Below are 23770 nucleotides of genomic sequence, written 5' to 3' on the forward strand. Positions count from 1 at the left end.
CATGCGTGATAATGTTGTCCGCTTTGCCGGTGTATCATCGTTTTTCCCGCGGCGGTCTGCTAGGGTTTGATCGAAACCGGGCGGAGCCGCGATGCCGGTCGCGCGGTCTGTGCGGCGAACCGGTTCCGAATCTGTCATCCGGAGGTCTTTATGATGGAAGCGGGAACTCTTGAACGTCTGAACGCCGAACTTGAGGAGGAACAGGAACGTCTGCGGTATCTGCGGGGCCTGTTTCAGGGCGAATCCATGCCGGACAAGCTCGACGACGCCCTGCACATGGAGTCCGTGCGCTTTGCGGGCACCCTTGCCGACAGAAGCGCCAGACGACTGAGCGCCCTGCGCAGACTGGCGCTCGGCGGCGCGGGGGAAGAACGCTTCTGCGAAGACTGCGGGGAACCCATTCCGCTCTCCCGCATACTGGCCGCGCCGGAATGCGTGTGCTGCCGCCGCTGCCAGGCCGTACGCGAAGGCGATCCCGCCGCGCTCGCCGAGCTTGAGGACTGATTGTGTCCCGGGATGTCATAAGACTGTAATACTCACGTCACATGAGTTTGGCATGCTGCTCCGAAATCACAGGACAGTTGATAACGGAGTGAGAGTATGTCGTTTTTTACAGCCATGCAGCTTTTAGGCGGCGTGGGAATTTTTCTCTACGCCATCAAGCTCATCAGCGAATCCCTGCAGATGGTGGCCGGCGAGAGACTGCGCAACATCATAGGCATGTTTACGAAAACGCCCGTTCTGGGCGTTTTTTTGGGTACGGCTGTCACCATGGTCATTCAGAGCAGCAGCGCGACCACCGTCATGACGGTGAGCTTCGTGGACGCCGGTCTCATGAATCTTACCCAGGCCATCGGCGTCATCATGGGCGCCAACATCGGCACCACGGTCACGGGACAGATTCTGGCCTTCCGGGTCAAGGATCTGGCGTATCTGTTCGTCATCGTGGGCGTGCTGCTCATCTTCGTCTGCCCGTCAAGGAAGCTCAAGCATCTGGGCGAAGGCCTGCTCGGCTTCGGACTGCTCTTCATAGGCATGCAGACCATGGAAAGTTCCATGGCCTTTCTGCGCGACAGGCAGGATCTTTTCCTCGCCTTCAGCAACAATCCGCTGCTCGGCCTTGCCGCAGGCACGCTGCTCACGCTGCTTGTGCAGTCGAGTTCCGCCACGGTGGGCCTGACCATCGCCCTCGGCACGCAGGGACTCATTCCCCTGGAAGCGGCCATTCCCATCATTTTCGGCGACAACATCGGCACCACGGTCACGGCGGTGCTCGCGGCGCTCGGCACGGGACGCGCCGCGCGTCAGGCCTGCGCGGCCCACGTGCTGTTCAACGTCATCGGCGTGTGCATCTGGATGCCGCTCATGCCTCTGTGGATCGGCTTCATCGAAGCGTCGTCCTCGTCCATCGGGCATCAGATAGCCAACGCCCACACCATGTTCAACATCTGCAACACCATTCTTTTCCTGCCCTTTGTCAAGCCCTTTGCGGCGCTCATCCGCAAGATCATTCCCGACGCGGACCGCATCGACCGCCGCGACGCCGCCTATCTCGATCCTCATCTCATCCAGCGCACGCCCGTGGTGGCCGTGAGCGCCGTGAAGCATGAATGCCGTCACATGGGCGAAATCGTGCTCGAACTTCTGGATCGCACGGAAAAGGTGTTCTTCGAGGAGAAGGACGACGAGAAGGAAGAAGTGCTGCGTCTGGAAGAAAAAATCGACCGGCTGGAAACGGCGATCCGCAGCTATGCTTCGGACATCATGCAGACCGGTCTTGACGGAAAGGACGCCGACATGCTGGAAGCCTGCGTGGTGAGCGCGGGCGATCTCGAACGCATAGGCGACAAGGGCAAGAGACTCATCGACTTTTACGAATACCGCAGAAAGAGGGGCGACGACTTTTCTTCTGCGGCCATGAACGAAGTACGTTCGCTCTTTTTTGAAACGCGTCGGGCCGTGCGGCTGGCGCTGGACGTGTTCGGCTCCGAACCGTTCACCGCCAGAGAGAAGGAAACGCTGGACGCCCTGGCCGATCATATCCGCGAGCTGGAATCCTCGCTGCGGGCAAGCCACGCTTCCCGCCTGAGCGCCGGACACTGCTCTCCCGAATCCGGTCTGGTCTTCATTGACGTGCTTGGAGCCATCGAGCAAATAGCGTATCGTTCAAGAAAGATCGCCGATCACATGGCGGGTCGGCAGAGTGCGGAGGCGTAACCGTGGCCGAAAACAAAGAGCATATGACGGAGCCGCAGGAAGCGGGTCAGAAGAAAATAGACCTCACGGCGCAGGACTACTACCTCAACAGAGAACTGAGCTGGCTGGACTTCAACGCCCGCGTGCTTCAGACGGCGCTCGACGAGCGCCTGCCTCTTCTGGAGCAGACCAAGTTCCTGTCCATATTCTACAACAATCTCGACGAGTTCTTCATGGTGCGCGTGGCCAAGGTGCTGCGTCAGTACCGCGAGGGCGCGGCAAGCTGCGAGGCCGACCGCATGACCCCCTCGCGTCAGCTTGCCGAGATTCGCCGCAAGGCTTCGTCACTGCTGTCTCTGGCAAGCGAGCACTGGCAGAAGAAGCTCGTGCCCCTGCTCCGCGAACGGGACGTTCATCTCGTCCACTACGACGAACTCACGGAAAAGCAGCGGCGTTTTCTGCTGGCCTACTTCCGCGACGAAATTTATCCCGTGCTCACGCCGCAGGCCATTGATCCGGGGCATCCCTTTCCCACCATTTCCAATCTCAGCCTGAATTTCATCATCCGGCTCCAGGGCAGGGACGGCATTGCCCGCTTCGCCAGGCTGCGCTGTCCGAGCAACGTGTCGCGCTTCATCTTCATTCCGCGCAACAAGGAGGCCAAAACCTACGCCTCCCTCGGCCTGAAGGCCAACGTGCGCGACGCCGACATTCTGCTGCTTGAGGAACTCATCGGCGAGCATCTCGGGCTGCTGTTCCCGGGCTATACCGTGGTGGACTACGGCCTCTTCCGCATCACCCGCAACACCGACGTGGACATCGACGAGGACGAGAGCGAAGATCTGCTCGAAGCCGTGCAGGACATGGTGGAGCAGCGGCGCTTCGGCGGCGTGGTGCGCCTTGAGACCGCGCGCGGAATGTCGTCCGATCTTTCGGAATTTCTCATCAAGCGCCTGGGACTCAAGCCCTTTCAGGTATACCGCGTGAAGGGCCCGCTGGCCTTTGCGCAGTTCATGTCCCTTTACGGTCTGGACAGGCCCGGCCTCAAGATTCCGGGGCACAGTCCCGCGATTCCCCCGGTGCTGCAGACGGACAGCCTGTTCCGCATCATCCGCAAGCAGGACGTGTTTCTGCACCATCCCTACGACAGCTTCTCGCCGGTGCTGGACTTCGTGCAGACGGCCGCCGAAGATCCGGACGTCATTTCCATCAAGCAGACGCTCTACCGCGTGGGCAACGATTCGCCCATCGTGCGGTCGCTCATCGAGGCGCGCCGTCGCGGCAAGCAGGTGACGGCCGTGGTGGAACTCAAGGCCCGCTTCGACGAAGAGCGGAACATCACCTGGGCCGAGGAGCTGGAGCGCGAAGGCGTGAACGTGGTGTACGGCTTCGTGGGCATGAAGATTCACGCCAAGCTCTGCCTTGTGGTGCGCCGCGAGGCGGAAGGCGTGGTGAGCTACGCCCACATAGGCACGGGCAACTACAACGCCTCCACGGCGAGACTCTACACCGACATGGGCATTCTGACCTGCCAGCCCGACATCTGCGCCGACATGGCCGATCTTTTCAACGTCATGACCGGCTATGCGGAAAAGGACAACTATCGCGAACTTCTCGTTTCGCCCAATTCCATGCGCCGCCGTCTCATCGAGCAGATTCAGAACGAAATCGCCGTGTGCGCCCGCGGAGGCGAAGGCGAGATCATCATGAAGTGCAATCAGCTCGTGGACAGAAAGATCATCCGCGCGCTGTACATGGCGTCCATGGCGGGCGTGAAGGTGCGGCTCATCGTGCGCGGCATCTGCTGCCTGCTGCCCGGACTGCCCGGCGTGAGCGAGAACATCACGGTGCACTCCATCGTGGGGCGCTTTCTGGAACACGCCCGCGTGTACTGGTTCCGCAACGGCGGCAGCTCGTGCATGTTCATGGGCAGCGCGGACATGATGTCCCGCAATCTGGACAGACGCATCGAAGTGCTCACGCCCGTGCTCGACGAAAACATACGCCGCACGCTGCTTGAGGTGCTCAGGCTCCAGCTTGCCGACAACATGCAGGCCTGGGAGCTGCGCGGCAACGGCGAATACGTGCGCCTTTCCCCTGCGGAAGGAAGCGAGCCCGTCAATTCGCAGGAAATTCTTCTCAAGCGCTGAAGAAGCATTCTTCAGGGAGGAACTATGGTCAGATCGGCAGGAAAGAACGGCGGAACGCGCAGATCCGGCGGCGGACGCCGAGCCGGACGCGGCAGAGCGGTCGAAGCGGCGGCTGTGGAGACGACTCTTTCCGTTGACGAGAAGAGAAGAGCGATCGAAGAGACGCCTGCGGAGGCGTCCGCGGAAAAAGATCCGGGGGCCGGAAGCGATTCCGGGATCATGGAAGCTGCGGTCGCGAATGCCGACGATGCGCAGGCCGAGACTCGGGAGAGCTCGCCGGAGGTTGCCTCGGATGTGGTCTCGGACGCTGCGCCGAACGCCGTCTCGGACTCAGCCTCGGAAGGGGACGCGGCAAACGCCGTGCCGGACGCTGCGCCGAAGGTTGCGCCGTGCGAAGACGCCGTCGAAGCAGCAGCCTTGCCCGAAGGCACGGAACGCGCGTCGGAAGAGGCTGCGCTGCCGGATGCGGAAAAGGCTTTGGAAGAAACTTCCGAACAGCCTTCCACGGCATGCCGTCCTGAGCCTTCCGCCGGGGAACGCGTTCCCGGCGAGCTCGACATGCTGCGCGGGGCGCTTTTTTCGGAAGATCTGGAACAGGCCGCCGTGGAGCAGATGTTTCAGTGGAAGAAGGAGCGCCCGCAGAGCGGCGCGGACGGCGAGGAAGAAACGGAGCTCTCCGGCGCGGCGCTGCTTGAAGCCGTGCATCACGGCCGTCATGTGGCGGCGCTTGCGCTGGCGCTGTTCGAGCCTCTTGCCCCGCGCTTTGCTCTGGACATGCGCTGGGCAAGAATGCTGGCGCAGGCCGCGCTGTGGCACGACCTCGGCTTTGCCGCGGGCGGACGCCGCCGCCATCACAAGCGCAGCATGGAAATCATCGAGGAAAACGTTTTTCTGTCGCTTTCCTTCGGGCTGACGGAGAATGAACGCCCGCTGGTCGCTCTGCTGGCCCGCTACCATCGCCGCGCCTGGCCGAGCATGAGGCATCGGCGTTTTGCCGCGCTCTGCCGCGAGGATCGCAAGGCGCTTCGCGCGGCATCCGCCATCCTCAGAATCGCCGACGCTCTGGATTACCGTCACAAGGGCGCGGTGGAAGAGGTGCGGGTGAGTCTTCGCCGTCACGCGGCGCGTCTGGTCTGCTTCGGCTCGGAACCCTGCAGCCGCGAATGCCGCCGCGCGCTGAAGAAGGGAGATCTTTTTGAAGACCTGTACGGCGGACGTCTGGAGGTCGCGCAGGGAAAGGAAGGAGACAGGGATGCCGGTTGAGAATCCTGCGGGCAGAGGGCGCACCGTCGCCATCATGGATCTGGGGTCGAACTCCCTGCGCATGATGATCGTCCGCATCGGTGAAAACCGCGTGACCAGCGTGCTCAATCAGGTGAAGCAGATGGTCAGGCTCGGCGAGGGCGCGTTCGGGGAACACAGGCTTCAGCCCGAACCCATGCGCCGCACCATTGCCGCGCTGCGCGGCTTTGCGGGCATGTGCCGTTCCTACGGCGTGGACGAGATTGTGGCGCTGGCCACCGCCGCCGTGCGCGACGCCGCCAACGGTCAGGAATTCATGGACGAGGTGCGCCGGGAAACCGGCGTGGACTTCACGGTGATCTCCGGCAGGGAAGAGGCCCGTCTCATCTGCCGCGGGGTGTCGGTGGCGCTGGAACCCTTTGCCGGAAAGCGCATGTTCATCGACATCGGCGGCGGCAGCACCGAGCTTTCCGTGGCGGAAGGCTCGAACATTCTGGAACTGGAGTCGCTCAAGCTCGGCGCGGTGCGTCTGGCCGGGCTTTTCCCCGGTTCCGGCCCGGTGAGCTCCCAGTGCTACGCGGAAATGCAGAAGTACGTGCGCGATCACGCGGTGCTGCCCCTCCAGCGCATGGAGGCGCAGGCTCCGGGCGAGCTGGTGGGCAGTTCCGGCACCATTCAGAGCCTTGCGGAAATGGCCGTGGCCATGGCCCGGGACAGCGGGAAAAAAACGGGCGACACCGCGGAAATACTCAGCTACAGCTCGCTTAGGCGCGTGGTGAAGGCGCTTTGCGAACGCAACGAGGAAGAGCGCATGTCGCTGCCCGGCATGAATCCCCGCCGAACGGGCATACTTATTCAGGGCGCGGCCATTCTTCAGACCATCATGGAGGAGCTGGACTTCGATTCCGTGCGGGTGTCCGGCCGCGGACTGCGCGACGGCGCGCTGGCCGACTATCTGGAGCGGCTGTTTCCCGAAAAGGGGCGGCTTTCCGTGCGCGACGAGAGCGTGCTGCGTCTGGCGCGGCTGTGCCGCTTTGAAGAAACGCATTCCAGACACGTGGCAAAGCTTGCCCTCATGCTTTTCGATTCCGCCCGGGAACTCGGTCTGTACCGCGGCCCCGCGCGCATGCGCGAGCTGCTGCACTACGCGGGACTGCTGCACGATATCGGCATCTTCATTTCCTTTACTAAGCACAACGTTCACAGCCACTACCTCATCCAGAACAGCGAGATGCTCGGCTTTACGCAGAAGGAAGTGTCGCTCATGGCCGCGCTGGCGCTGTTTCACCGCTACGGCTATTCCCGCAAGGACAAGGTCTGCGCCGCACTTGCCGAAGACTGGCAGGAGCACGCGAGATATCTTTCGCTGTTTCTGTCCCTGGCGGAAGCCATGGACAAGAGTCACCGGCAGGCCGTGGTGTCCGCATCGTTCGTCCGGCGCGCTCAGGGGCTTGCGCTCGTCATGCGCGCCACGGCGCCCTGTCCCGTGGAGCAGGAGCGGATCAAGCGCTGCCTCAAGGCGCTGGAAAAGTGCTTCGGCAAAACGGACATGGTGTGGGAAGCCTCATCGTAGCGGAAAAATTTTTTCGCTGTGGGGCGGAGTCGTCGAAAGGCGGCTCCGCCCTTTCTCGTCCGGCGTTCCGGCACGGGAAGGGCGCGGAAGATTTTCGGAACTTGTGACGGCGATTCTGGACATTGCCCGGAAAGTGATTAACCTTGCTGGGAAACCAGACGAAAACGCGAAGACGACCGTTGCCGACTTCGCATTATCAGGAGTACAACCATGTGGGAATATACCGAGACTGTCCGTGACCACTTCCTGCATCCCCGCAACGCGGGCGTGCTTGAAGACGCCAATGTCATCGGCGAGGCTGGCAGCCTTGCCTGCGGCGACGCTCTGAAGCTCATGCTCAAGGTCAACGATCAGGGCATCATCGAAGACGTCAAGTTCCAGACCTTCGGCTGCGCGAGCGCCATTGCTTCGAGCTCCGCGCTGACCGAGCTCATCAAGGGCAAGCACATGGACGAGGCCGCCAAGCTCACGAACAAGGAAATCGCCGCGTATCTCGGCGGTCTTCCCAAGGAAAAGATGCACTGCTCCGTCATGGGCGAAGAGGCCCTGGAAGACGCCGTCCGTCACTGGAAGGGACTTCCCTCCAAGGCGAAGGAGGAAGAAGGCCGTCTCGTGTGCAAGTGCTTCGGCGTGACGGATCTGCAGATCATCAAGGTGGCCAGGGAAAACAACCTCACCACGGTGGAGGAAGTCACCGACTTCATCAAGGCCGGCGGCGCCTGCGGCAGCTGCAAGGACGACATTCAGTCCATTCTCGACAAGCTGCACGCCATGGAAAAGCCGCTTGAGGAAATCCGCCCCGTGCCCCGCATGACCAACGTGCAGCGCATGCAGAAGGTCATGACCATTATTAATGAAGACATTGCTCCGCGCCTCGCCCTTGACGGCGGCACCATCGAGCTTGTGGATGTGGACGGAACCACCGTTGTGGTGGCTCTGCGCGGCGCCTGTTCCGGTTGCTCTGCCAGCCAGCTGACGCTGAAGAACCTGGTGGAAAAGACGCTGCGCGAGCAGGTGGATCCCGCCATCAATGTTGTGGAGGCGTAACATGGCCGACCGTACTGATGTGATTTATCTTGACAACAACGCCACCACGCGGGTTGCTCCCGAAGTGGTGGAAGCCATGATGCCCGCCTTCGGCCCGCTTTACGGCAACGCTTCCAGCATGCACACCTTCGGCGGCCAGATGGGCCACTACATCCAGAAGGCCCGCGAGCAGGTGGCCGGCATTCTCAATGCGGATCCGGAAGAGATCGTCTTCACTTCCTGCGGTTCCGAGTCCGACAACTCCGCCTGGTATTCCGCCACGGAAACCCAGCCGGAAAAGCGGCACGTCATCACCACCAAGGTGGAACATTCCGCGGTGCTGGCCTACGGTCACTACCTTGAGGACAAGGGCTACGAAGTGACCTGGCTCGGTGTGGACGACAAGGGCCGTCTCGACCTTGAGGAACTCGACCGCGCCATCCGTCCGGACACGGCGCTCGTGTCCATGATGTTCGCCAACAACGAAACCGGCACCGTCTTCCCCATCGCGGACGTGGCCAGAATCGTGAAGTCTCACGGCGTGCAGCTTCATGTGGACGCCGTGCAGGCCGTGGGCAAGGAAATCATCGACCTCAAGAAGCTGCCCATCGACTATCTGGCGCTTTCCGGCCACAAGCTGCATGCCCCCAAGGGCATCGGCGCGCTGTACATCCGTCGCGGCACGCGCTTCCGTCCCTACCTCAAGGGCGGTCATCAGGAACGCGGCCGTCGCGCAGGCACGGAAAACGTGCCCTACATCATCGGTCTCGGCAAGGCCTGCGAGCTCGCCGCGGCCAATATGGAAAAGGAACGCACCCAGGTCGCCGCGCTGCGCGATCGCCTGCAGGCCGGACTTCTGGCCGCCATTCCGCACTGCAAGATCAACGGCGATCAGGAACACCGCCTGCCCAACACGCTGAACATCTCCTTTGAAGGCGTGGAAGGCGAGGCCCTGCTGCTCCAGCTCGATCAGTACGGCATCTGCGCAAGCTCCGGTTCCGCCTGCACCTCCGGCAGCCTCGAACCTTCCCACGTGCTGCGCGCCATGGGCGTTCCGTTCAACTACGCCCACGGCTCCGTGCGCTTCAGCCTGAGCCGCTACAACACCGAAGCCGAAATCGACCGCGTGATCGAAGTGATGCCCAACATCGTGAGCGAACTGCGCAAGATTTCGCCCTTTGCGAGCTTTCTGAAGAACTAGAAAACGAAGTCTGCCTTGCAGGCCTCGCTTTTGAATGACAAAGACCCGTTTCCTCTCGTGGGAAGCGGGTCTTTTTTTTCGATGAGGCGAAGAAGAAAAGGGCCGGGAGTCTTCCCGGCCCTTCAATGTTCGTCGCTGGTTCAGATCACCGGACTCAGTGGCCGCCCATGTTCCGATGCAGCAGCTCGTGCTCCCTGCCCTTGAGCAGCGTGGCGTAGAGCGTGTCGAGCAGGGGGTTCTCGTTGGTTTTCTTGATCTGCATGTTGATGTCCGTTTCGTACAGGGAATCGCGACGGGCCCGGAACATGCTGCCCGAGGAGGAAACCGGCTGGCCGCCGCCCATGATGCAGCCGCCGGGGCAGGCCATGAATTCCACGAAGTCGTAGCTTTTTTCGCCGTTGCGGATGGCGTTCAGCACCGTGTCGGCGTTGCGCAGACCGCTCACCACGGCCGCGCGGATGTCCCTGCCGTTGTGATGGAAGGAAAATTCCCGTATGCCCCGCTCTTCGCGCACGCCCACGCGCTTGAGCTCGTCGAGCTTCTGACGGTTGTGCCCCGCAATGAAGTTGCGCAGCACGGCCTCGGTGACGCCGCCGCTCGCGCCGAAAATGAGGCCCGCGCCCGAGGTGATGCCGAAGGGCATGTCGGCGGCGTCCTTGTCCGCGCCGTTCAGGTTGAGCCCGTAGCTCTGAATCATGCCGATGAGCTCTTCCGTGGTGAGCACGAAGTCCACGTCCTGGCGGCCGTTGGTGCGCGATTCTGGCCGGAGAATTTCGTCCTTCTTGGCCGTGCAGGGCATGATGGCCACGGAAACGAGACGGCGCCCCTGTTCGTCGGGCTTTTCGTCGTCCCAGGCGCGCAGCACTGCGCCGAACATCTGCATGGGCGAGCGGCAGGTGGACAGATTGGGAATGAAGTCCGGATGCCGTTTTTCGCAGAAGCGCACCCAGGCGGGGCAGCAGCTCGTGAAGAGCGGCAGCTTTTCTCCCGAGGCGAGGCGTTTTTCGAGTTCGCGGCTTTCCTCGGTCACGGTGAGATCCGCGCCGAAGGCGGTGTCGTACACTTCCTCGAAGCCGAGGCGGTGCATCACCGTGACGAGGCGGTTCATGACGTTCTTGCCGGCGGGAAAGCCGAATCTGTCGCCGATGGCCGTGCGCACGGCCGGAGCCACCTGCGCGACCACCTTGTTTTTCGGATCGGCAAGGGCCGCCCACACCTGATCCACGGTGCTCTTGATGGAAATGGCTCCCGTGGGGCAGACCACGCGGCACTGACCGCAGCCTACGCAGTCGGTTTCGGCGAGGCGGCGGTTGTAGGCGGGAGTGACCAGAGTGGCCACGCCCTTGCCGGCGAAGTCGAGGGCGTCCACGGACTGAATGTTGTCGCACATGCGCACGCAGTCGCCGCAGAGTATGCACTTGCTCGGCGTGCGCACGATGCAGTTGGAACTGTTGTCCACCTCGTGATGTTCCTGCGCGCTCTTGAAGCGTATGTTGCGCACGCCCATGCGTTCGGCGAGGTTCTGGAGGTGGCAGTCGCCGTTCTTGTTGCACACGGTGCAGTCGCGGTCGTGGGAGGCGAGCAGCAGTTCGAGCAGGGTGCGGCGATACTGTCTCAGTTCCGGCGTGTTGGTCTGAATGTTCATGCCGTCGCGCGGGCGCACCGTGCAGGAAGCGAAATAGCGGCCTTCGTCGTCCTTGACCGTGCAGAGACGGCAGGCGCCGTACACGGAAAGTTCCGAAACGTAGCAGAGCGTGGGCAGATCGATGCCCGCGTTGCGTATGACCGTCAGCACATTGGTTTCATCGGTGAATTCGACGCGGATGCCGTCGATGATCATGCTGCCCATGGTTAGTCCTTGATGGAAATGGCGCCGAACTTGCAGTTCATCATGCAGGTGCCGCACTTGATGCAGATTTCATGGTTGATGACGAAGGGCTGCTTCACCACGCCGGTGATGGCGTGTACGGGGCAGATGCGCGCGCAGCGGGAACAGCCCTTGCAGCGTTTGGGATCGATGTCGAAAAAGATCAGTTCCTGATAGGGGCCGGGCAGGTACTCTTCGATGACGCGTTCCTCGCCGCCCTGATGCTCCAGTACGGAGAGCACCTGCCGCGCGATGCTCTTGCCGAGACCGCAGCGGGCGGTGTGATCGATGAGCGTTCCGAGCTCCGTGAGCAGGGCCAGGTCTTCCGGGGAGGGGGAGGGAAGAGGAGAATCGGAGAGAATCTGCTGCATCTGCCTTGTGCCTTCCCGGCAGGAAATGCATTTGCCGCAGCACTGATCGCTGGTGAATTTTTCAAGAACGGCCAGAGCCTTCTGAGTTTCCGGTGACTTTTCCATGATGCGTCCGAAAGAAGTGAAAGAATGATGACGGCGGAGCCGCTTCGGCGCGGAAACGGCCGGCAGTGTCGCCGGCGTTCCTGAATGTTTCTGCCGTCGTGCGGCGTCCGATATCCTCAGGGTGTAGCCGGGCGAGGCGGGCCTTGTAAAGCCTGCGCCCATTGTTCCGGAATGGAACAAGATGATTTTTCTCCTCGCGGCGCAAAAAACGTGCGCTCGTGTGCGCCGTTCCCGCTTGACGCAGGAATTCCCTGTCGTTACAGATGGATATTATGTGGACTGTCAGCCGCGCGTTTGTCGCGGCATCCTTCGGGAGAAGAGCATATGGACATCACGGTGGACGCTGTACTTGCCCTGGCTCCGGACGACGCATCCGTCAAGGCTGCGCGCTCTCTGGCCTCGCCCGGCAAATGGCAGACGCTCGGCTTTGACGAGGCTTCCGCATGGGGGCTCTGTCAGGGAAGCGGATCAAAACCCTATCAGACGAAGGTGGACCTTTCGGGGCCTGCGTGTTCGTGTTCCTGCCCGAGCCGCAAGATTCCCTGCAAGCACGCGCTGGCGCTGCTTCTGCTTCTGGCGCAGCAGAAGGGCGCGTTTGCGGAGGGCGGCCGTCCCGACTGGGTGAGCGAGTGGCTGGAAGGCAGGCAGCAGCGGGCCGCGAAAAAGGAAGCGGGAGCGAGCGCCAAAAAGAGCGCCGCGCCTTCTGCCAAAAAGGAAGCCGCGAGGCTTGAGCGCATGCGCGCGGGACTCGACGAGCTTGTCCGCTGGATGAACGATCAGGTGCGTCAGGGCCTGTCGTCTCTTTCCGGGCGCTACGACGAGTGGAACCGGCTGGCCGCCCGCATGGTGGACGCGCAGATGCCCGGCGTGGCCGCGAGGGTGAGGGAGCTTTCCGCACTGACGGACGCAGGCGACGACTGGCCCGCCGAAATGCTCGGCCGCATGGGCGAGCTTCAGCTGCTGGCGGAGGCGTTTTCCCGCATGGACAGCCTTTCTCCGGCCGAGCAGGCCGACGTGCGCGCCGCGCTGGGCCTTCTTCCCGACAAGGGGGCCGTGCTTGCCGGAAACGATGCGGTTGCCGACGTGTGGAGCGTCATGGGCGTGAGCGTGGCCGAAGAGGACAGGCTGTGGCGTCGCCGGGTGTGGCTTTACGGGAAGCAGAGCGGGCGCACGGCGCTGGTTCTGGATTTTTCTCACGGCTCCCGTTCGTTTGAGCCGGTCTTTCTGCCGGGTGATCATGTGCGCATGACGCTTGCCTTCTATCCCGGAGCGTCTCCGCTTCGGGCCGTGGCGGCAGGCGATCTTGTGCCCGAGCCCGGCGGAGCGCTGCCGCAGCGCACGCTCGACGAGGCGCTTTCCGACATGGCCGCGCGCGTGGCGGCCAATCCGTGGCAGAGGCCGCTGCCGCTGTTTTTCGGCGGCGCGAAACTGACGCGTTCAGAGAGCGGCTGGCAGCTTGCGTGCGAGGGCAATCGGCTGATTCCTCTGGTTCTCGACGACGCCGCGGCCTGGAACATGCTGGCCGCATGCGGTGGACGCCCGCTTTTTGTCTGCGGCGAGTGGAGCGGCGGCGCGCTGGTTCCGGCGGGTGTTTTTCCTCAGACGGCATCGTAGGGGAGGCATCATGGACCCCAGACTTCGTTTGTTCGGCTCCCTGGCCCTCATCGGAGCGTCGCGGCGCCTGCCGTCGTTTCCCGAGAGCGAGTTTCCCGCAGGCTCGCTGATCCGGGAACTTGCCGACGCCTCGGACTCCTCGCCGGAAGCTCTTTCCCGCGTGCTGCTCTGCGGCGCGGGAGCGCTCTTTGTGTGCAGTCTGGCGGGGCATCGCCCCGCATCCGTGGAAAGCGCGCCGGAGACGCCCCGGCCGTGCCCGGAGGAAACGCGCGCATCTCTGCCGGAAGGCGTTCCGGTGACGGACGTGATGGGAGAAATTTTTCGGAACGGGCCGCTGCGGCTGCAGTGGGAGGCGCTTGCGCATCTTGAGAAGAAAAACATGGTGCTGCCTCATTCGCTGCTCGTGCCTGCGCTGGTCATGGGGCGCGGCGCGCCTGCGCTGCGTCCGCTGCTTGCGCGCACGGCGGGCGAGCGCGGATTGTGGCTTGCCTCGCTGAATCCCGACTGGCGCATGTTCGCCGCCTCATCCGACGGAGAGCCGGATCAGGACGCCTGGGAACACGGCCGTCCCATGCAGCGGCAGGCCTTTTTTCTTGCCGCGCGCACGAAGGATCCCGCGCAGGCGAGGGCGCTCTTTGAAAAGGACATGGCTTCCATGGACGCTTCGGAGCGCGCCGCGCTGCTGGGGCTTTTTTCGCACGGCCTGTCCGGCGGGGACGAAGAGCTGCTGGAGCGCCTGCTCAAAAAGGACCGCAGCCGCGAGGTGAAGAAAACGGCGGCCCTTCTGCTTTCCCGCCTGCCGAAGAGCGCGTATCTCTCGCGCATGGGCGAACGCCTTTCCGTCTGCATGGAAGGCTTGCTGTCCGCGCCGAAGCCGTCGGCGCTCACCGGTCTTTTCCGCGCGGCGGCGGCCGCCGTGGGCATGGCGGACAAGGCAGACTTTATTGCGCCGCCCGAGAGCTACGACAAGAGCTGGGCGGAGGATCTCATCACGGAAAAGCCGCCGATTCCGCAGCTCGGGCCGCGCGCCGGATGGCTGTATCAGATGGCCTGCGTCATGCCGCCGTCGTGGTGGACGGAGCGCACCGGAAGAGAGCCGGAAGAGCTGATTGCGCTTTCCGCCCGTTCGGAGTGGAAGAAGCCCCTGCAGACGGCCTGGGGCGACGCGGAGCTTCGCTTCGGCGACGAAGACTGGGCGCGCGCCATGCTGAAGTTCATGAAGAAGGGCGACGTGTGGCCGTCTTCGTCCGGCAGGCTCGACGTTTTTTACCTGGCCGGTCTGCTGAACAGGGAGGAGCGCGAAAGGACGTGGGAATCCCTGCTTTCCGGGGAAACGCTGACGGCGTTTCTGGAGGACGTGCTCAGCCGTCAGGAGCTCGACTACCGCATGTCTTCCGCGCTGGCGGACAGGGCCGTTCAGGCGCTCGGCGCGCGGCTGGCGTCGGCCTCTCGCCGGGACTACGCCCTGTCCTATGTTGTCGCCGAGCTCGCCATGACGCTGCCGTCGGATCGTCTGGACAAGGCGCTTCAGGTTCTGGCCGCGCTGCCGGAGGATTCCCCGAACCGCGAAATTTTCGATCGTTTTTCCGCCATCGCCCTGCAGCGCAGGACGATGGATGAGTATTTTTCCTGACCGTCAACCATTGAGGGCATTGCATGAGCACCGTAGATTCCAAAGACTCCGCCCGCGTGCTGCGTCAGCACGCCGAACAGCAGTTTGCCGAAGAGCTGGAAGAACTGAAGAAGGCCGACTCGCATCCGCGCCCGGAGAACTGGCAGATGTCGCCCTGGGCCGTGTGTACCTATCTCATGGGCGGCCGGCTCGACAACGGCTTTGAGGTCACGCCCAAGTACATCGGCAGTCGCCGGCTCATGGAAATCGCCGTGGCCACGCTGGCCACCGATCGCGCGCTGCTTCTGTACGGCGTGCCGGGCACGGCCAAGTCGTGGGTGTCGGAGCATCTGGCCGCGGCCGTGAGCGGCGATTCCACGCGCATCATTCAGGGCACGGCGGGCACGAGCGAGGAACAGATGCGCTACGGCTGGAACTACGCCGAGCTGCTGGCCAAGGGGCCGTCGCGGCAGGCACTGGTGGAAAGTCCGCTCATGCGCGCCATGGAAGACGGCCGCATCGCCCGCGTGGAGGAACTGACCCGCATCCCCGCCGACGTGCAGGACACGCTCATCACCATTCTTTCGGAAAAGTCGCTGCCCGTGCCCGAGCTCGGCGAGGAAGTGCAGGCCGTGCGCGGCTTCAACGTGATCGCCACGGCGAACAACCGCGACAAGGGCGTGAACGAGCTCTCCTCCGCGCTCAAGCGTCGCTTCAACACGGTGGTGCTGCCTGTTCCGGCCACGGAAGACGAGGAAGTGGCCATTGTGGAAAAGCGCGTGCGGGAGATGGGGCGGAGCCTGGAACTGCCCGCCGAGCCGCCTGCGCTTGCCGAAGTGCGCCGCGTGGTGCGCATTTTTCGCGAGCTTCGCAACGGCAGAACCGAAGACGGCAAGCTCAAGGTGAAAACGCCTTCCGGCACGCTGAGCACGGCGGAGGCCATTTCCGTGGTCAACAGCGGCATGGCGCTGGCCGCCCATTTCGGCGACGGCTGCCTGCGCGCGGCCGACGTGGCGGCCAGTCTTGTGGGCGCGGTGGTCAAGGATCCGGTGCAGGACCGCGTGATCTGGCATGAATATCTTGAAACCGTCATGAAGGAACGGAGCGACTGGAAAGACCTTTACCGCGCCTGCCGCGACGTGGAATGACCATGGACGAATCCTTGCAGATACGCATATTCGGCATCAGACATCATGGGCCGGGATGCGCCCGCAGCCTTGTGCGGGCGTTTGAGCAGTGGCGGCCGGACGCGATTCTGGTGGAAGGCCCGCCCGAGGGCGAGAGCGTGCTGCCTCTGGCCGCAGACGAAGCCATGACGCCGCCGGTGGCGCTGCTCGTGTATGCGGAGGACGAGGCCCGGCGCGCGGCGTTTTATCCTTTTGCGGAATTTTCTCCCGAATGGCAGGCGCTGCGCTATGCGCTTGCCGAAGGCGTTCCGGTCCGCTTCATGGATCTGCCGGCTGCCGTGCGCTTTGCGCTGGAAAAGAGGGAGGAAGAGGCAGAGAGGGCCGCGGCTGAAACGGCTGAAAACGCTTCTGCTCAGGCGGACGGCGAATCGCCGGAGCTGGCGCAGGAGGGCGAAACGCGGACGGCACAGCTTGAAGCGCCGGACGAAACCGGGGCGGAGAAAACGGCGTCGCATGAAGCGGGAGCGGAGCAACCCGGGAGCGACGGAGAGCCGGACGCGGGGCAGGAGGAGAGCGTTCCGTTCGACGCGGACGATCCGCTGGACTGGCTGGGACGCGCCGCAGGCTACGAAAGCGGGGAGAGCTGGTGGAATCACATGGTGGAGGAGCGGCTCGACGGGCTTGAACTGTTCGAGGCCATCCGCGAGGCCATGACGGCCGTTCGTCAGGAACGCGAGCAGCGCGACGGAGCCGTTTCGGGTCTGGAGGCGCTGCGCGAGGCGCACATGCGTTCGTGCCTGCGCAAGGCGAAGAAGGAAGGATTTTCCCGCATTGCGGTGGTGTGCGGCGCGTGGCATGTGCCTGCGCTGGAAGCGAAGGTGGCCGCCAGGGACGACAACGCGCTTTTGAAGGGACTGCCGAAAATGAAGGCGGTCGCCACCTGGGCGCCGTGGACCTACGCGGGACTCAGCGTGCGGAGCGGCTACGGCGCAGGGGTGGAGTCTCCGGCGTGGTACGAGCATCTGTGGCGCGGAAAAACGGCGGAATCCCGGACTGTGAGCTGGCTTGCGTCGGCGGCGCGGCTCTTTCGCGAGGAGGGGCTGGACTGCTCGCCCGCGCACGTCATTGAATCCGCGAGGCTGGCCGAGTCTCTGGCGGCGCTGCGCAACCGTCCGGGCGCGGGGCTTCGCGAGCTGTGCGAGGCGCTGCAGACCGTGGTCTGCATGGGCGAGGAAGCGCCCATGCGTCTCATTGCGCGGCGTCTCATCACCGGCGAGAAACTGGGGCGCGTGCCGGAAGGCGTGCCTGCGGTGCCGCTTCAGCGGGACATCGAACGTTTGCAGAAAAAGCTCCGACTCAAGCCGGAAGCCTCGCAGAAAACGCTGGATCTCGATCTGCGTAAGGAAGTGGATCTGGAGCGCAGCCGCATGCTGCATCGCATGAATCTGCTGGACATTCCCTGGGGAACGGACAGACGCGAAGGCGGGGGCAAGGGCACGTTCCACGAAGTGTGGCAGCTTCAGTGGGAGCCGAAGCTTGTTGTGGACATCATTCAGGCGGGCGTGTGGGGCGGCACGCTGCTCGACGCTGCGGTGCGCCGCACGCTGGATCGCGCTTCCCGGGCGAATCTGCCCGAGCTTGCCGCCCTGATGGACGCGGCGCTGCTGGCGGATCTCGGGGAAGCGGTGGAAGGACTGGTGCGCACGCTGGAAAATCTGGCCGCGCTCACCACGGACACGCTCCAGCTTCTCCGCACGCTGCCGGAGCTTGTGCGCGTGGCTCGTTACGGCGACGTGCGCGGCACGGACACGGGCATGGTTCTTGCGCTGGTGGACGGCATGGTTCCGCGCGTGACCGTGGGGCTTCATGCGGCGCTCTCCGGGCTCAACGCCGAAAGTTCGGCGGAACTGTCCGCACCGCTGCGCGCGGCGCATGAGGCCATACGCCTGTCCGGACGGGAGGAGCTTGCGCTCATGTGGCGTCAGGCGCTGCGCCGGCTGCTTGCGGAAGAGAGCGGCGTGCATGCCGTGCTTCGCGGTCTGGCCGCCCGGCTTCTTTTCGACGACGAGTTTCTTTCGCTCGACGAGGTGGCGTCGCTCATGAGTCTTGCGCTTTCTCCCGCGTCGGAGCCGGAAGAGTCGGCGGGGTGGCTGTCGTCGTTTCTCGGCGAGAGCGCCATGGTGCTGCTGCACGACGACATGCTGTGGACCCTTGTGGATCAGTGGCTGACGACGCTTCCTGCGGAACGGTTCAAGTCGGTGCTGCCCATGCTTCGCCGCACGTTCACGGAATTTTCCGCGCCGGAACGGCGGCAGCTTGCGGAGCGGGCCCGGCGGGCTCCGGGAAGCGGAGGGGCGGGCGCGGCGCAGTCTTTCGACCGGGACGAGGCGCGCGCGGCGTTTCCGCTGCCTTTTTTGCGGAAGATTCTCGGACTTGCCGCGCCTCACGCGGGGGAAAACGAGCGAGGTGCTCATGAATAACGACCTTGAAAAGGAACGCATGCGGCGCTGGGTGCTGGCGCTCGGCGACGAGGCCAGAAGCGCTTGCCCGGAGGTGACGCTCAGCGAGGAAGACGCGGGCATGAGCGACGCGCTTTCTCTGCTCTACGATCACGGCGGCGACGGAAAAGGGCTTCGCGGAGGCAGCGGCGCGTCGTCTCCCCGCGTGGCGCGCTGGCTCGGCGACATACGCAAATACTTTCCGTCCACGGTGGTGCGGGCCATGCAGAAGGACGCCTTCGACCGCCTTTATCTTAAAGATATGCTTCTGCAGCCGGAAATGCTGGAGTCCGTGCAGCCGGACGTGAATCTGGTTTCCACGCTCATGTCGTTGAACGGCGTCATTCCGCCGGAAACCCGGGAAACGGCAAGGCTGGTGGTGCGCAAGGTCGTGGACGAGCTTTTGAAACAGCTTGAGGAACCCATGCGCACGGCGGTGAGCGGAGCGCTTAACCGGGCGGTGCGCAGTCGCCGTCCCCGCTATGCGGAAATAGACTGGAACCGCACCATTCAGGCCAATCTCCGTCACTGGCAGAAGGAATATCACACGCTGGTTCCGGAATCGCTCATCGGTTACGGACGCAAGGCGCGCCGTCCGCAGAGGGAGGTCATACTCTGCATCGATCAGAGCGGCTCCATGGCGAGTTCCATCGTGTACTCCAGCATTTTCGGCGCGGTCATGGCGTCGCTGCCTGCCGTGAAGACGCGCCTTGTGGTGTTCGACACCTCGGTGGTCGATCTTACCGACGAAATGCGCGATCCCGTGGACGTGCTCTTCGGCGTGCAGCTCGGCGGCGGCACGGACATCAACCGGGCCGTGGGGTACTGTCAGTCGCTCATCAGCGATCCGCGCAACACCGTCATGGTGCTGATTTCCGACTTGTACGAAGGCGGCGTGGAACGGAATCTGCTCCAGCGGGCCAGCGAGCTTGTGCAGTCGGGGGTGCAGTTCATCACGCTGCTGGCGCTGAGCAATGAGGGCAGTCCCTTTTACGACAGGGCGCTGGCCGGAAAGTTGTCGGCCCTGGGCATTCCCTGTTTTGCCTGCACGCCGGACATCTTTCCGGGCATGATGGCGGCCGCCATCCGTAAGGAAGACGTCTGCCTCTGGGCGGCGGAGCAGGGCGTGGTCACGGCTCCTGCGGTCCGTGATGGAGCGTGACGTCGGAAAGGGCAGAGCCTTGAAACTGCGGGTGAGGGTCGCAAAGGGCGGGAAAAAAGCCGGAACAACGCGCTTGCTCCGTTTTTCAGCTCGAAAAAACCGAAAAATGGGCCTTTGAGGGAGAAAACGCCGGGAAAAGGTCAAAAAATGGGGCGGAGAGTGATCTTTGCCTCATTTTTTTATGCTGTATTCTCGATATGTTACGAAGGAAAATGCAAAAAGAATAAAAAAACTGCAAAAAAAGTGTTTGACAAGTCGGGGGTAAATGGGCATAACTCGAAAACGCGCTGAGGCACAGCGGCTCAAACGAGCGCCCCGCCGAAAGCGCCGCCTGAAAAAACTTGAAAAAAGTTGTTGACAGGTGAAACGAAAAGTTGCATAAAGCAACACCGCAGCGAGTGAGCGGCACGGTTCTTTGACAAGTGAAGAGCGAGTTGGGAAATAGAGCTTTGAGTTCGATTTGAGAACTTCGGTTCTCTGAATCAAATACTTTTCAACTGGAGAGTTTGATTCTGGCTCAGATTGAACGCTGGCGGCGTGCCTAACACATGCAAGTCGTACGTGAAAGGGTCTTCGGGCCCGAGTAAAGTGGCGCACGGGTGAGTAACACGTGGATAATCTACCGGGAAGTGAGGAATAACAGCTGGAAACGGCTGCTAATACCGCATACGCTTCATATTTGTCTATGAAGGAAAGGGGGCCTCTGCATATGCTTCCGCTTTTCGATGAGTCCGCGTCCCATTAGCTAGTTGGTGAGGTAACGGCCCACCAAGGCGACGATGGGTAGCTGGTCTAAGAGGATGATCAGCCACATTGGAACTGGAACACGGTCCAAACTCCTACGGGAGGCAGCAGTGGGGAATATTGCGCAATGGGCGAAAGCCTGACGCAGCGACGCCGCGTGAGGGATGAAGGTCTTCGGATCGTAAACCTCTGTCAGAAGGGAAGAATAAGCACTGTGCTAATCAGCAGTGCCCTGACGGTACCTTCAAAGGAAGCACCGGCTAACTCCGTGCCAGCAGCCGCGGTAATACGGAGGGTGCAAGCGTTAATCGGAATTACTGGGCGTAAAGCGCGTGTAGGCTGTATGGCAAGTTGGAGGTGAAATCCCACGGCTCAACCGTGGAACTGCCTTCAAAACTACCAAACTGGAGTGCGAGAGAGGATAGCGGAATTCCAGGTGTAGGAGTGAAATCCGTAGATATCTGGAAGAACATCAGTGGCGAAGGCGGCTATCTGGCTCGTAACTGACGCTGAGATGCGAAAGCGTGGGTAGCAAACAGGATTAGATACCCTGGTAGTCCACGCTGTAAACGATGGATACTAGTTGTCGGGTTGTATGACTCGGTGACGCAGCTAACGCAATAAGTATCCCGCCTGGGGAGTACGGTCGCAAGGCTGAAACTCAAAGAAATTGACGGGGGCCCGCACAAGCGGTGGAGTATGTGGTTTAATTCGATGCAACGCGAAGAACCTTACCCAGGCTTGACATCTAGGGAGCCTCTATGAAAGTAGAGGGTGCTCTTCGGAGAACCCTAAGACAGGTGCTGCATGGCTGTCGTCAGCTCGTGCCGTGAGGTGTTGGGTTAAGTCCCGCAACGAGCGCAACCCCTGTCCTTAGTTGCCATCAGGTAAAGCTGGGCACTCTAAGGAGACCGCTTCGGTTAACGGAGAGGAAGGTGGGGACGACGTCAAGTCATCATGGCCCTTACGCCTGGGGCTACACACGTACTACAATGGCGCATACAAAGGGAAGCGAGACCGTGAGGTGGAGCCAATCTCAAAAAATGCGTCCCAGTCCGGACAGGAGTCTGCAACTCGACTCCTCGAAGTCGGAATCGCTAGTAATTCTGGATCAGCATGCCAGGGTGAATGCGTTCCCGGGCCTTGTACACACCGCCCGTCACACCACGAAAGTCGGTTTTACCCGAAGCCGGTGAGCTAACTAGCAATAGGAGCAGCCGTCTACGGTAGGCCCGATAATTGGGGTGAAGTCGTAACAAGGCAGCCGTAGGGGAACCTGCGGCTGGATCACCTCCTTTTAGAGAAATCCCAACTCGCTCTTTACTTGCAAGGAACCGAGAGTTCTTTGAAAGTGAGTATGTCAGGGCCTGTAGCTCAGGTGGTTAGAGCGCACGCCTGATAAGCGTGAGGTCGAAAGTTCAAGTCTTTCCAGGCCCACCATTATCGGGGGCGTAGCTCAGTTGGGAGAGCATCTGCTTTGCAAGCAGAGGGTCGTCAGTTCGATTCTGTCCGCCTCCACCAGACATATGTAAGGTTGAATCTTGAGAGAAGGCTTCAGCGACGCTGAAGATTTCGAACCGGGATTCAGCCCGGCTGCTGCCGCGAAAGGCAGTAAGTTCTTTGACAATTGAACAGGGAAATGATGAGAGTTTTTTTTCGAGAAAAACAAGTTAGTAAGAGCAACGGGCGGATGCCTTGGCGCTGAAGGCGATGAAAGACGTGATAAGCTGCGATAAGCCTCGGGGAGGAGCTAAATATCCTTTGATCCGTGGATCTCTGAATGGGGCAACCCACTGGAAGCAGTTCCAGTACCTCTATTGAGGAGCTAACCTGGGGAAGTGAAACATCTCAGTACCCAGAGGAAAAGAAATCAAACGAGACTCCCAAAGTAGCGGCGAGCGAAATGGGAAGAGGCCAAACCGTGCAGTTTCGACTGTGCGGGGTTGTAGGGCCGCCGTACGCGATCTCGGAGTAGGCAGGAGAAGCTGGCTGGAAAGCCACACCACAGCGGGTGACAGTCCCGTATCCGAAACCGAAAAGAGCGCAGGCGGTACCTGAGTACTGCGAGGCACGTGAAACCTCGTGGGAATCCGGGAGGACCATCTTCCAAGCCTAAGTACGATCCAGCGACCGATAGTGAACCAGTACCGTGAGGGAAAGGTGAAAAGAACCCCTGTCAGGGGAGTGAAATAGAATCTGAAACCTGTTGCTTACAAGCTGTGGGAGCAGTTTTAACGACTGTGACCATGTGCCTTTTGCATAATGAGTCAGCGAGTTAATCTGTTGTGCAAGGTTAAGCGAGAGCGGAGCCGAAGCGAAAGCGAGTCTGAACAGGGCGCACAGTACAGCGGATTAGACCCGAAACCGGGTGATCTATCCATGAGCAGGTTGAAGCAAGGGTAAAGCCTTGTGGAGGACCGAACCAGTATCGGCTGAAAACGATTTGGATGACTTGTGGATAGGGGTGAAAGGCCAATCAAACCCGGTGATAGCTGGTTCTCCCCGAAATATATTGAGGTATAGCCTCAGGGATTGTTTATCGGAGGTAAAGCACTGACAAGGCTAGGGGTCCTACCAGATTACCAAACCTTATCAAACTCTGAATGCCGAATAAATGTACCCTGGGAGTCAGACGGCGGGTGCTAAGGTCCGTCGTCAAAAGGGTAAGAGCCCAGATCGACAGCTAAGGCCTCCAATTCCATACTCAGTGGTGAAGGTGGTGGAGTTGTTTAGACAGCCAGGACGTTGGCTTAGAAGCAGCCATCGTTTAAAGAAAGCGTAATAGCTCACTGGTCTAATGATTCTGCGCCGAAAATGTAACGGGGCTAAGTATGGAGCCGAAGCTTCGGATTTGCCTTTATGGCATCTGGTAGGGGAGCGTTCTCAACGGGCTGAAGCTGTGGTGAAAACCATGGTGGACTGTTGAGAAGTGATTATGCTGACATGAGTAACGATAAAACAGGTGAAAAACCTGTTCGCCGAAAACCCAAGGTTTCCTGGGTAAAGTTAATCTTCCCAGGGTTAGTCGGTCCCTAAGGAGAGGGCGAAAGCCGTATCTGATGGAAAACGGGTTAATATTCCCGTACTTGCATGGATGTGCGATGGAGGGACGCAGCAAGATAGGTGATCCGGGTGTTGGATATCCCGGTGCAAGCGTGTAGGAGTGCGAAGCAGGCAAATCCGTTTCGCTTATCCGAGACGCGAGTCCGAGCCGCAAGGCGGAAGTCATTGAGTCTACACTGCCAAGAAAAGCTTCTAAGTTTAGTCCATGTGAACCGTACT

14 protein-coding genes, 2 tRNA genes and 2 rRNA genes (1 of these 18 running past the window's edge) are annotated in these 23770 nt (G+C 61.5%); 16 read left to right on the plus strand and 2 right to left on the minus strand.

What is annotated here, in order from left to right:
- Window positions 1–150: 150 nt before the first annotated feature.
- The 7 genes from ABGT79_RS08795 (at window position 151) to nifS (ending at window position 9388) form a co-directional block, all read left to right on the plus strand.
- On the plus strand, window positions 151–504 hold the full coding sequence (locus ABGT79_RS08795) for a TraR/DksA C4-type zinc finger protein (protein ID WP_346665869.1): 354 nt from the start codon (window positions 151–153) through the stop codon (window positions 502–504).
- 96 nt (window positions 505–600) lie between these two features.
- Entirely contained in the window at window positions 601–2217 is a 1617-nt protein-coding gene (locus tag ABGT79_RS08800) for a Na/Pi cotransporter family protein (protein WP_346665870.1), read from the plus strand.
- 2 nt (window positions 2218–2219) lie between these two features.
- Entirely contained in the window at window positions 2220–4346 is a 2127-nt protein-coding gene (gene ppk1 / locus ABGT79_RS08805) for a polyphosphate kinase 1 (RefSeq protein WP_346665871.1), read from the plus strand.
- A gap of 219 nt (window positions 4347–4565) precedes the next feature.
- The gene (locus tag ABGT79_RS08810) at window positions 4566–5609 is read left to right on the plus strand and encodes a hypothetical protein (protein WP_346665872.1); all 1044 of its coding nucleotides are present in this window, start codon (window positions 4566–4568) and stop codon (window positions 5607–5609) included.
- The gene (locus tag ABGT79_RS08815; RefSeq protein WP_346665873.1) at window positions 5599–7161 is read left to right on the plus strand and encodes a Ppx/GppA phosphatase family protein; all 1563 of its coding nucleotides are present in this window, start codon (window positions 5599–5601) and stop codon (window positions 7159–7161) included. Before ABGT79_RS08810 ends, ABGT79_RS08815 begins: the two co-directional genes overlap by 11 nt.
- Before the next feature lie 210 nt (window positions 7162–7371).
- Entirely contained in the window at window positions 7372–8208 is an 837-nt protein-coding gene (gene nifU, locus ABGT79_RS08820) for a Fe-S cluster assembly protein NifU (RefSeq protein WP_294484839.1), read from the plus strand.
- A 1-nt stretch (window position 8209) separates the two neighbouring features.
- Complete coding sequence (gene nifS, locus ABGT79_RS08825; RefSeq protein ID WP_346665874.1) at window positions 8210–9388, plus strand: cysteine desulfurase NifS; 1179 nt, start codon at window positions 8210–8212, stop codon at window positions 9386–9388.
- 154 nt (window positions 9389–9542) lie between these two features.
- Here nifS and ABGT79_RS08830 read toward each other — a convergent pair whose 3' ends face one another.
- Together ABGT79_RS08830 and ABGT79_RS08835 are read right to left on the minus strand one after the other, a co-directional pair.
- Window positions 9543–11237, minus strand: a complete 1695-nt coding sequence (locus tag ABGT79_RS08830) for a [FeFe] hydrogenase, group A (protein WP_346665875.1) — start codon at window positions 11235–11237, stop codon at window positions 9543–9545.
- Window positions 11238–11239: 2 nt separating this feature from the next.
- Window positions 11240–11731 carry an NADH-ubiquinone oxidoreductase-F iron-sulfur binding region domain-containing protein gene (locus ABGT79_RS08835; protein WP_346665876.1) on the minus strand — a complete coding sequence of 164 codons (492 nt, stop codon included), beginning with the start codon at window positions 11729–11731 and terminating at the stop codon, window positions 11240–11242.
- A 324-nt stretch (window positions 11732–12055) separates the two neighbouring features.
- Between ABGT79_RS08835 and ABGT79_RS08840 the strand changes: the two genes are divergently transcribed.
- The 9 genes from ABGT79_RS08840 to ABGT79_RS08880 form a co-directional block, all read left to right on the plus strand.
- The gene (locus ABGT79_RS08840; RefSeq protein WP_346665877.1) at window positions 12056–13345 is read left to right on the plus strand and encodes an SWIM zinc finger family protein; all 1290 of its coding nucleotides are present in this window, start codon (window positions 12056–12058) and stop codon (window positions 13343–13345) included.
- A 10-nt stretch (window positions 13346–13355) separates the two neighbouring features.
- Window positions 13356–14978 carry a DUF5691 domain-containing protein gene (locus ABGT79_RS08845; RefSeq protein ID WP_346665878.1) on the plus strand — a complete coding sequence of 541 codons (1623 nt, stop codon included), beginning with the start codon at window positions 13356–13358 and terminating at the stop codon, window positions 14976–14978.
- A gap of 23 nt (window positions 14979–15001) precedes the next feature.
- Window positions 15002–16105: an AAA family ATPase gene (locus ABGT79_RS08850; RefSeq protein WP_294484827.1), complete on the plus strand. Its 1104-nt coding sequence runs from the start codon at window positions 15002–15004 to the stop codon at window positions 16103–16105.
- A gap of 2 nt (window positions 16106–16107) precedes the next feature.
- Complete coding sequence (locus ABGT79_RS08855) at window positions 16108–18564, plus strand: DUF5682 family protein (protein ID WP_346665879.1); 2457 nt, start codon at window positions 16108–16110, stop codon at window positions 18562–18564.
- Window positions 18557–19744: a VWA domain-containing protein gene (locus ABGT79_RS08860; RefSeq protein ID WP_346665880.1), complete on the plus strand. Its 1188-nt coding sequence runs from the start codon at window positions 18557–18559 to the stop codon at window positions 19742–19744. The genes ABGT79_RS08855 and ABGT79_RS08860 overlap by 8 nt, the downstream gene beginning before the upstream one ends.
- A gap of 494 nt (window positions 19745–20238) precedes the next feature.
- A 16S ribosomal RNA gene (locus ABGT79_RS08865) occupies window positions 20239–21786 on the plus strand.
- 65 nt (window positions 21787–21851) lie between these two features.
- Window positions 21852–21928, plus strand: a tRNA-Ile gene (locus ABGT79_RS08870).
- 5 nt (window positions 21929–21933) lie between these two features.
- Window positions 21934–22009, plus strand: a tRNA-Ala gene (locus ABGT79_RS08875).
- 142 nt (window positions 22010–22151) lie between these two features.
- Window positions 22152–23770 (plus strand): 23S ribosomal RNA (locus ABGT79_RS08880); it runs 1292 nt beyond the window's last position.
- The 16S and 23S rRNA genes sit together here with 2 tRNA genes alongside, the layout of an rRNA operon.

This window comes from uncultured Mailhella sp. (assembly GCF_963931295.1).
In the GTDB taxonomy this organism is placed as follows: Bacteria; Desulfobacterota; Desulfovibrionia; order Desulfovibrionales; family Desulfovibrionaceae; genus Mailhella.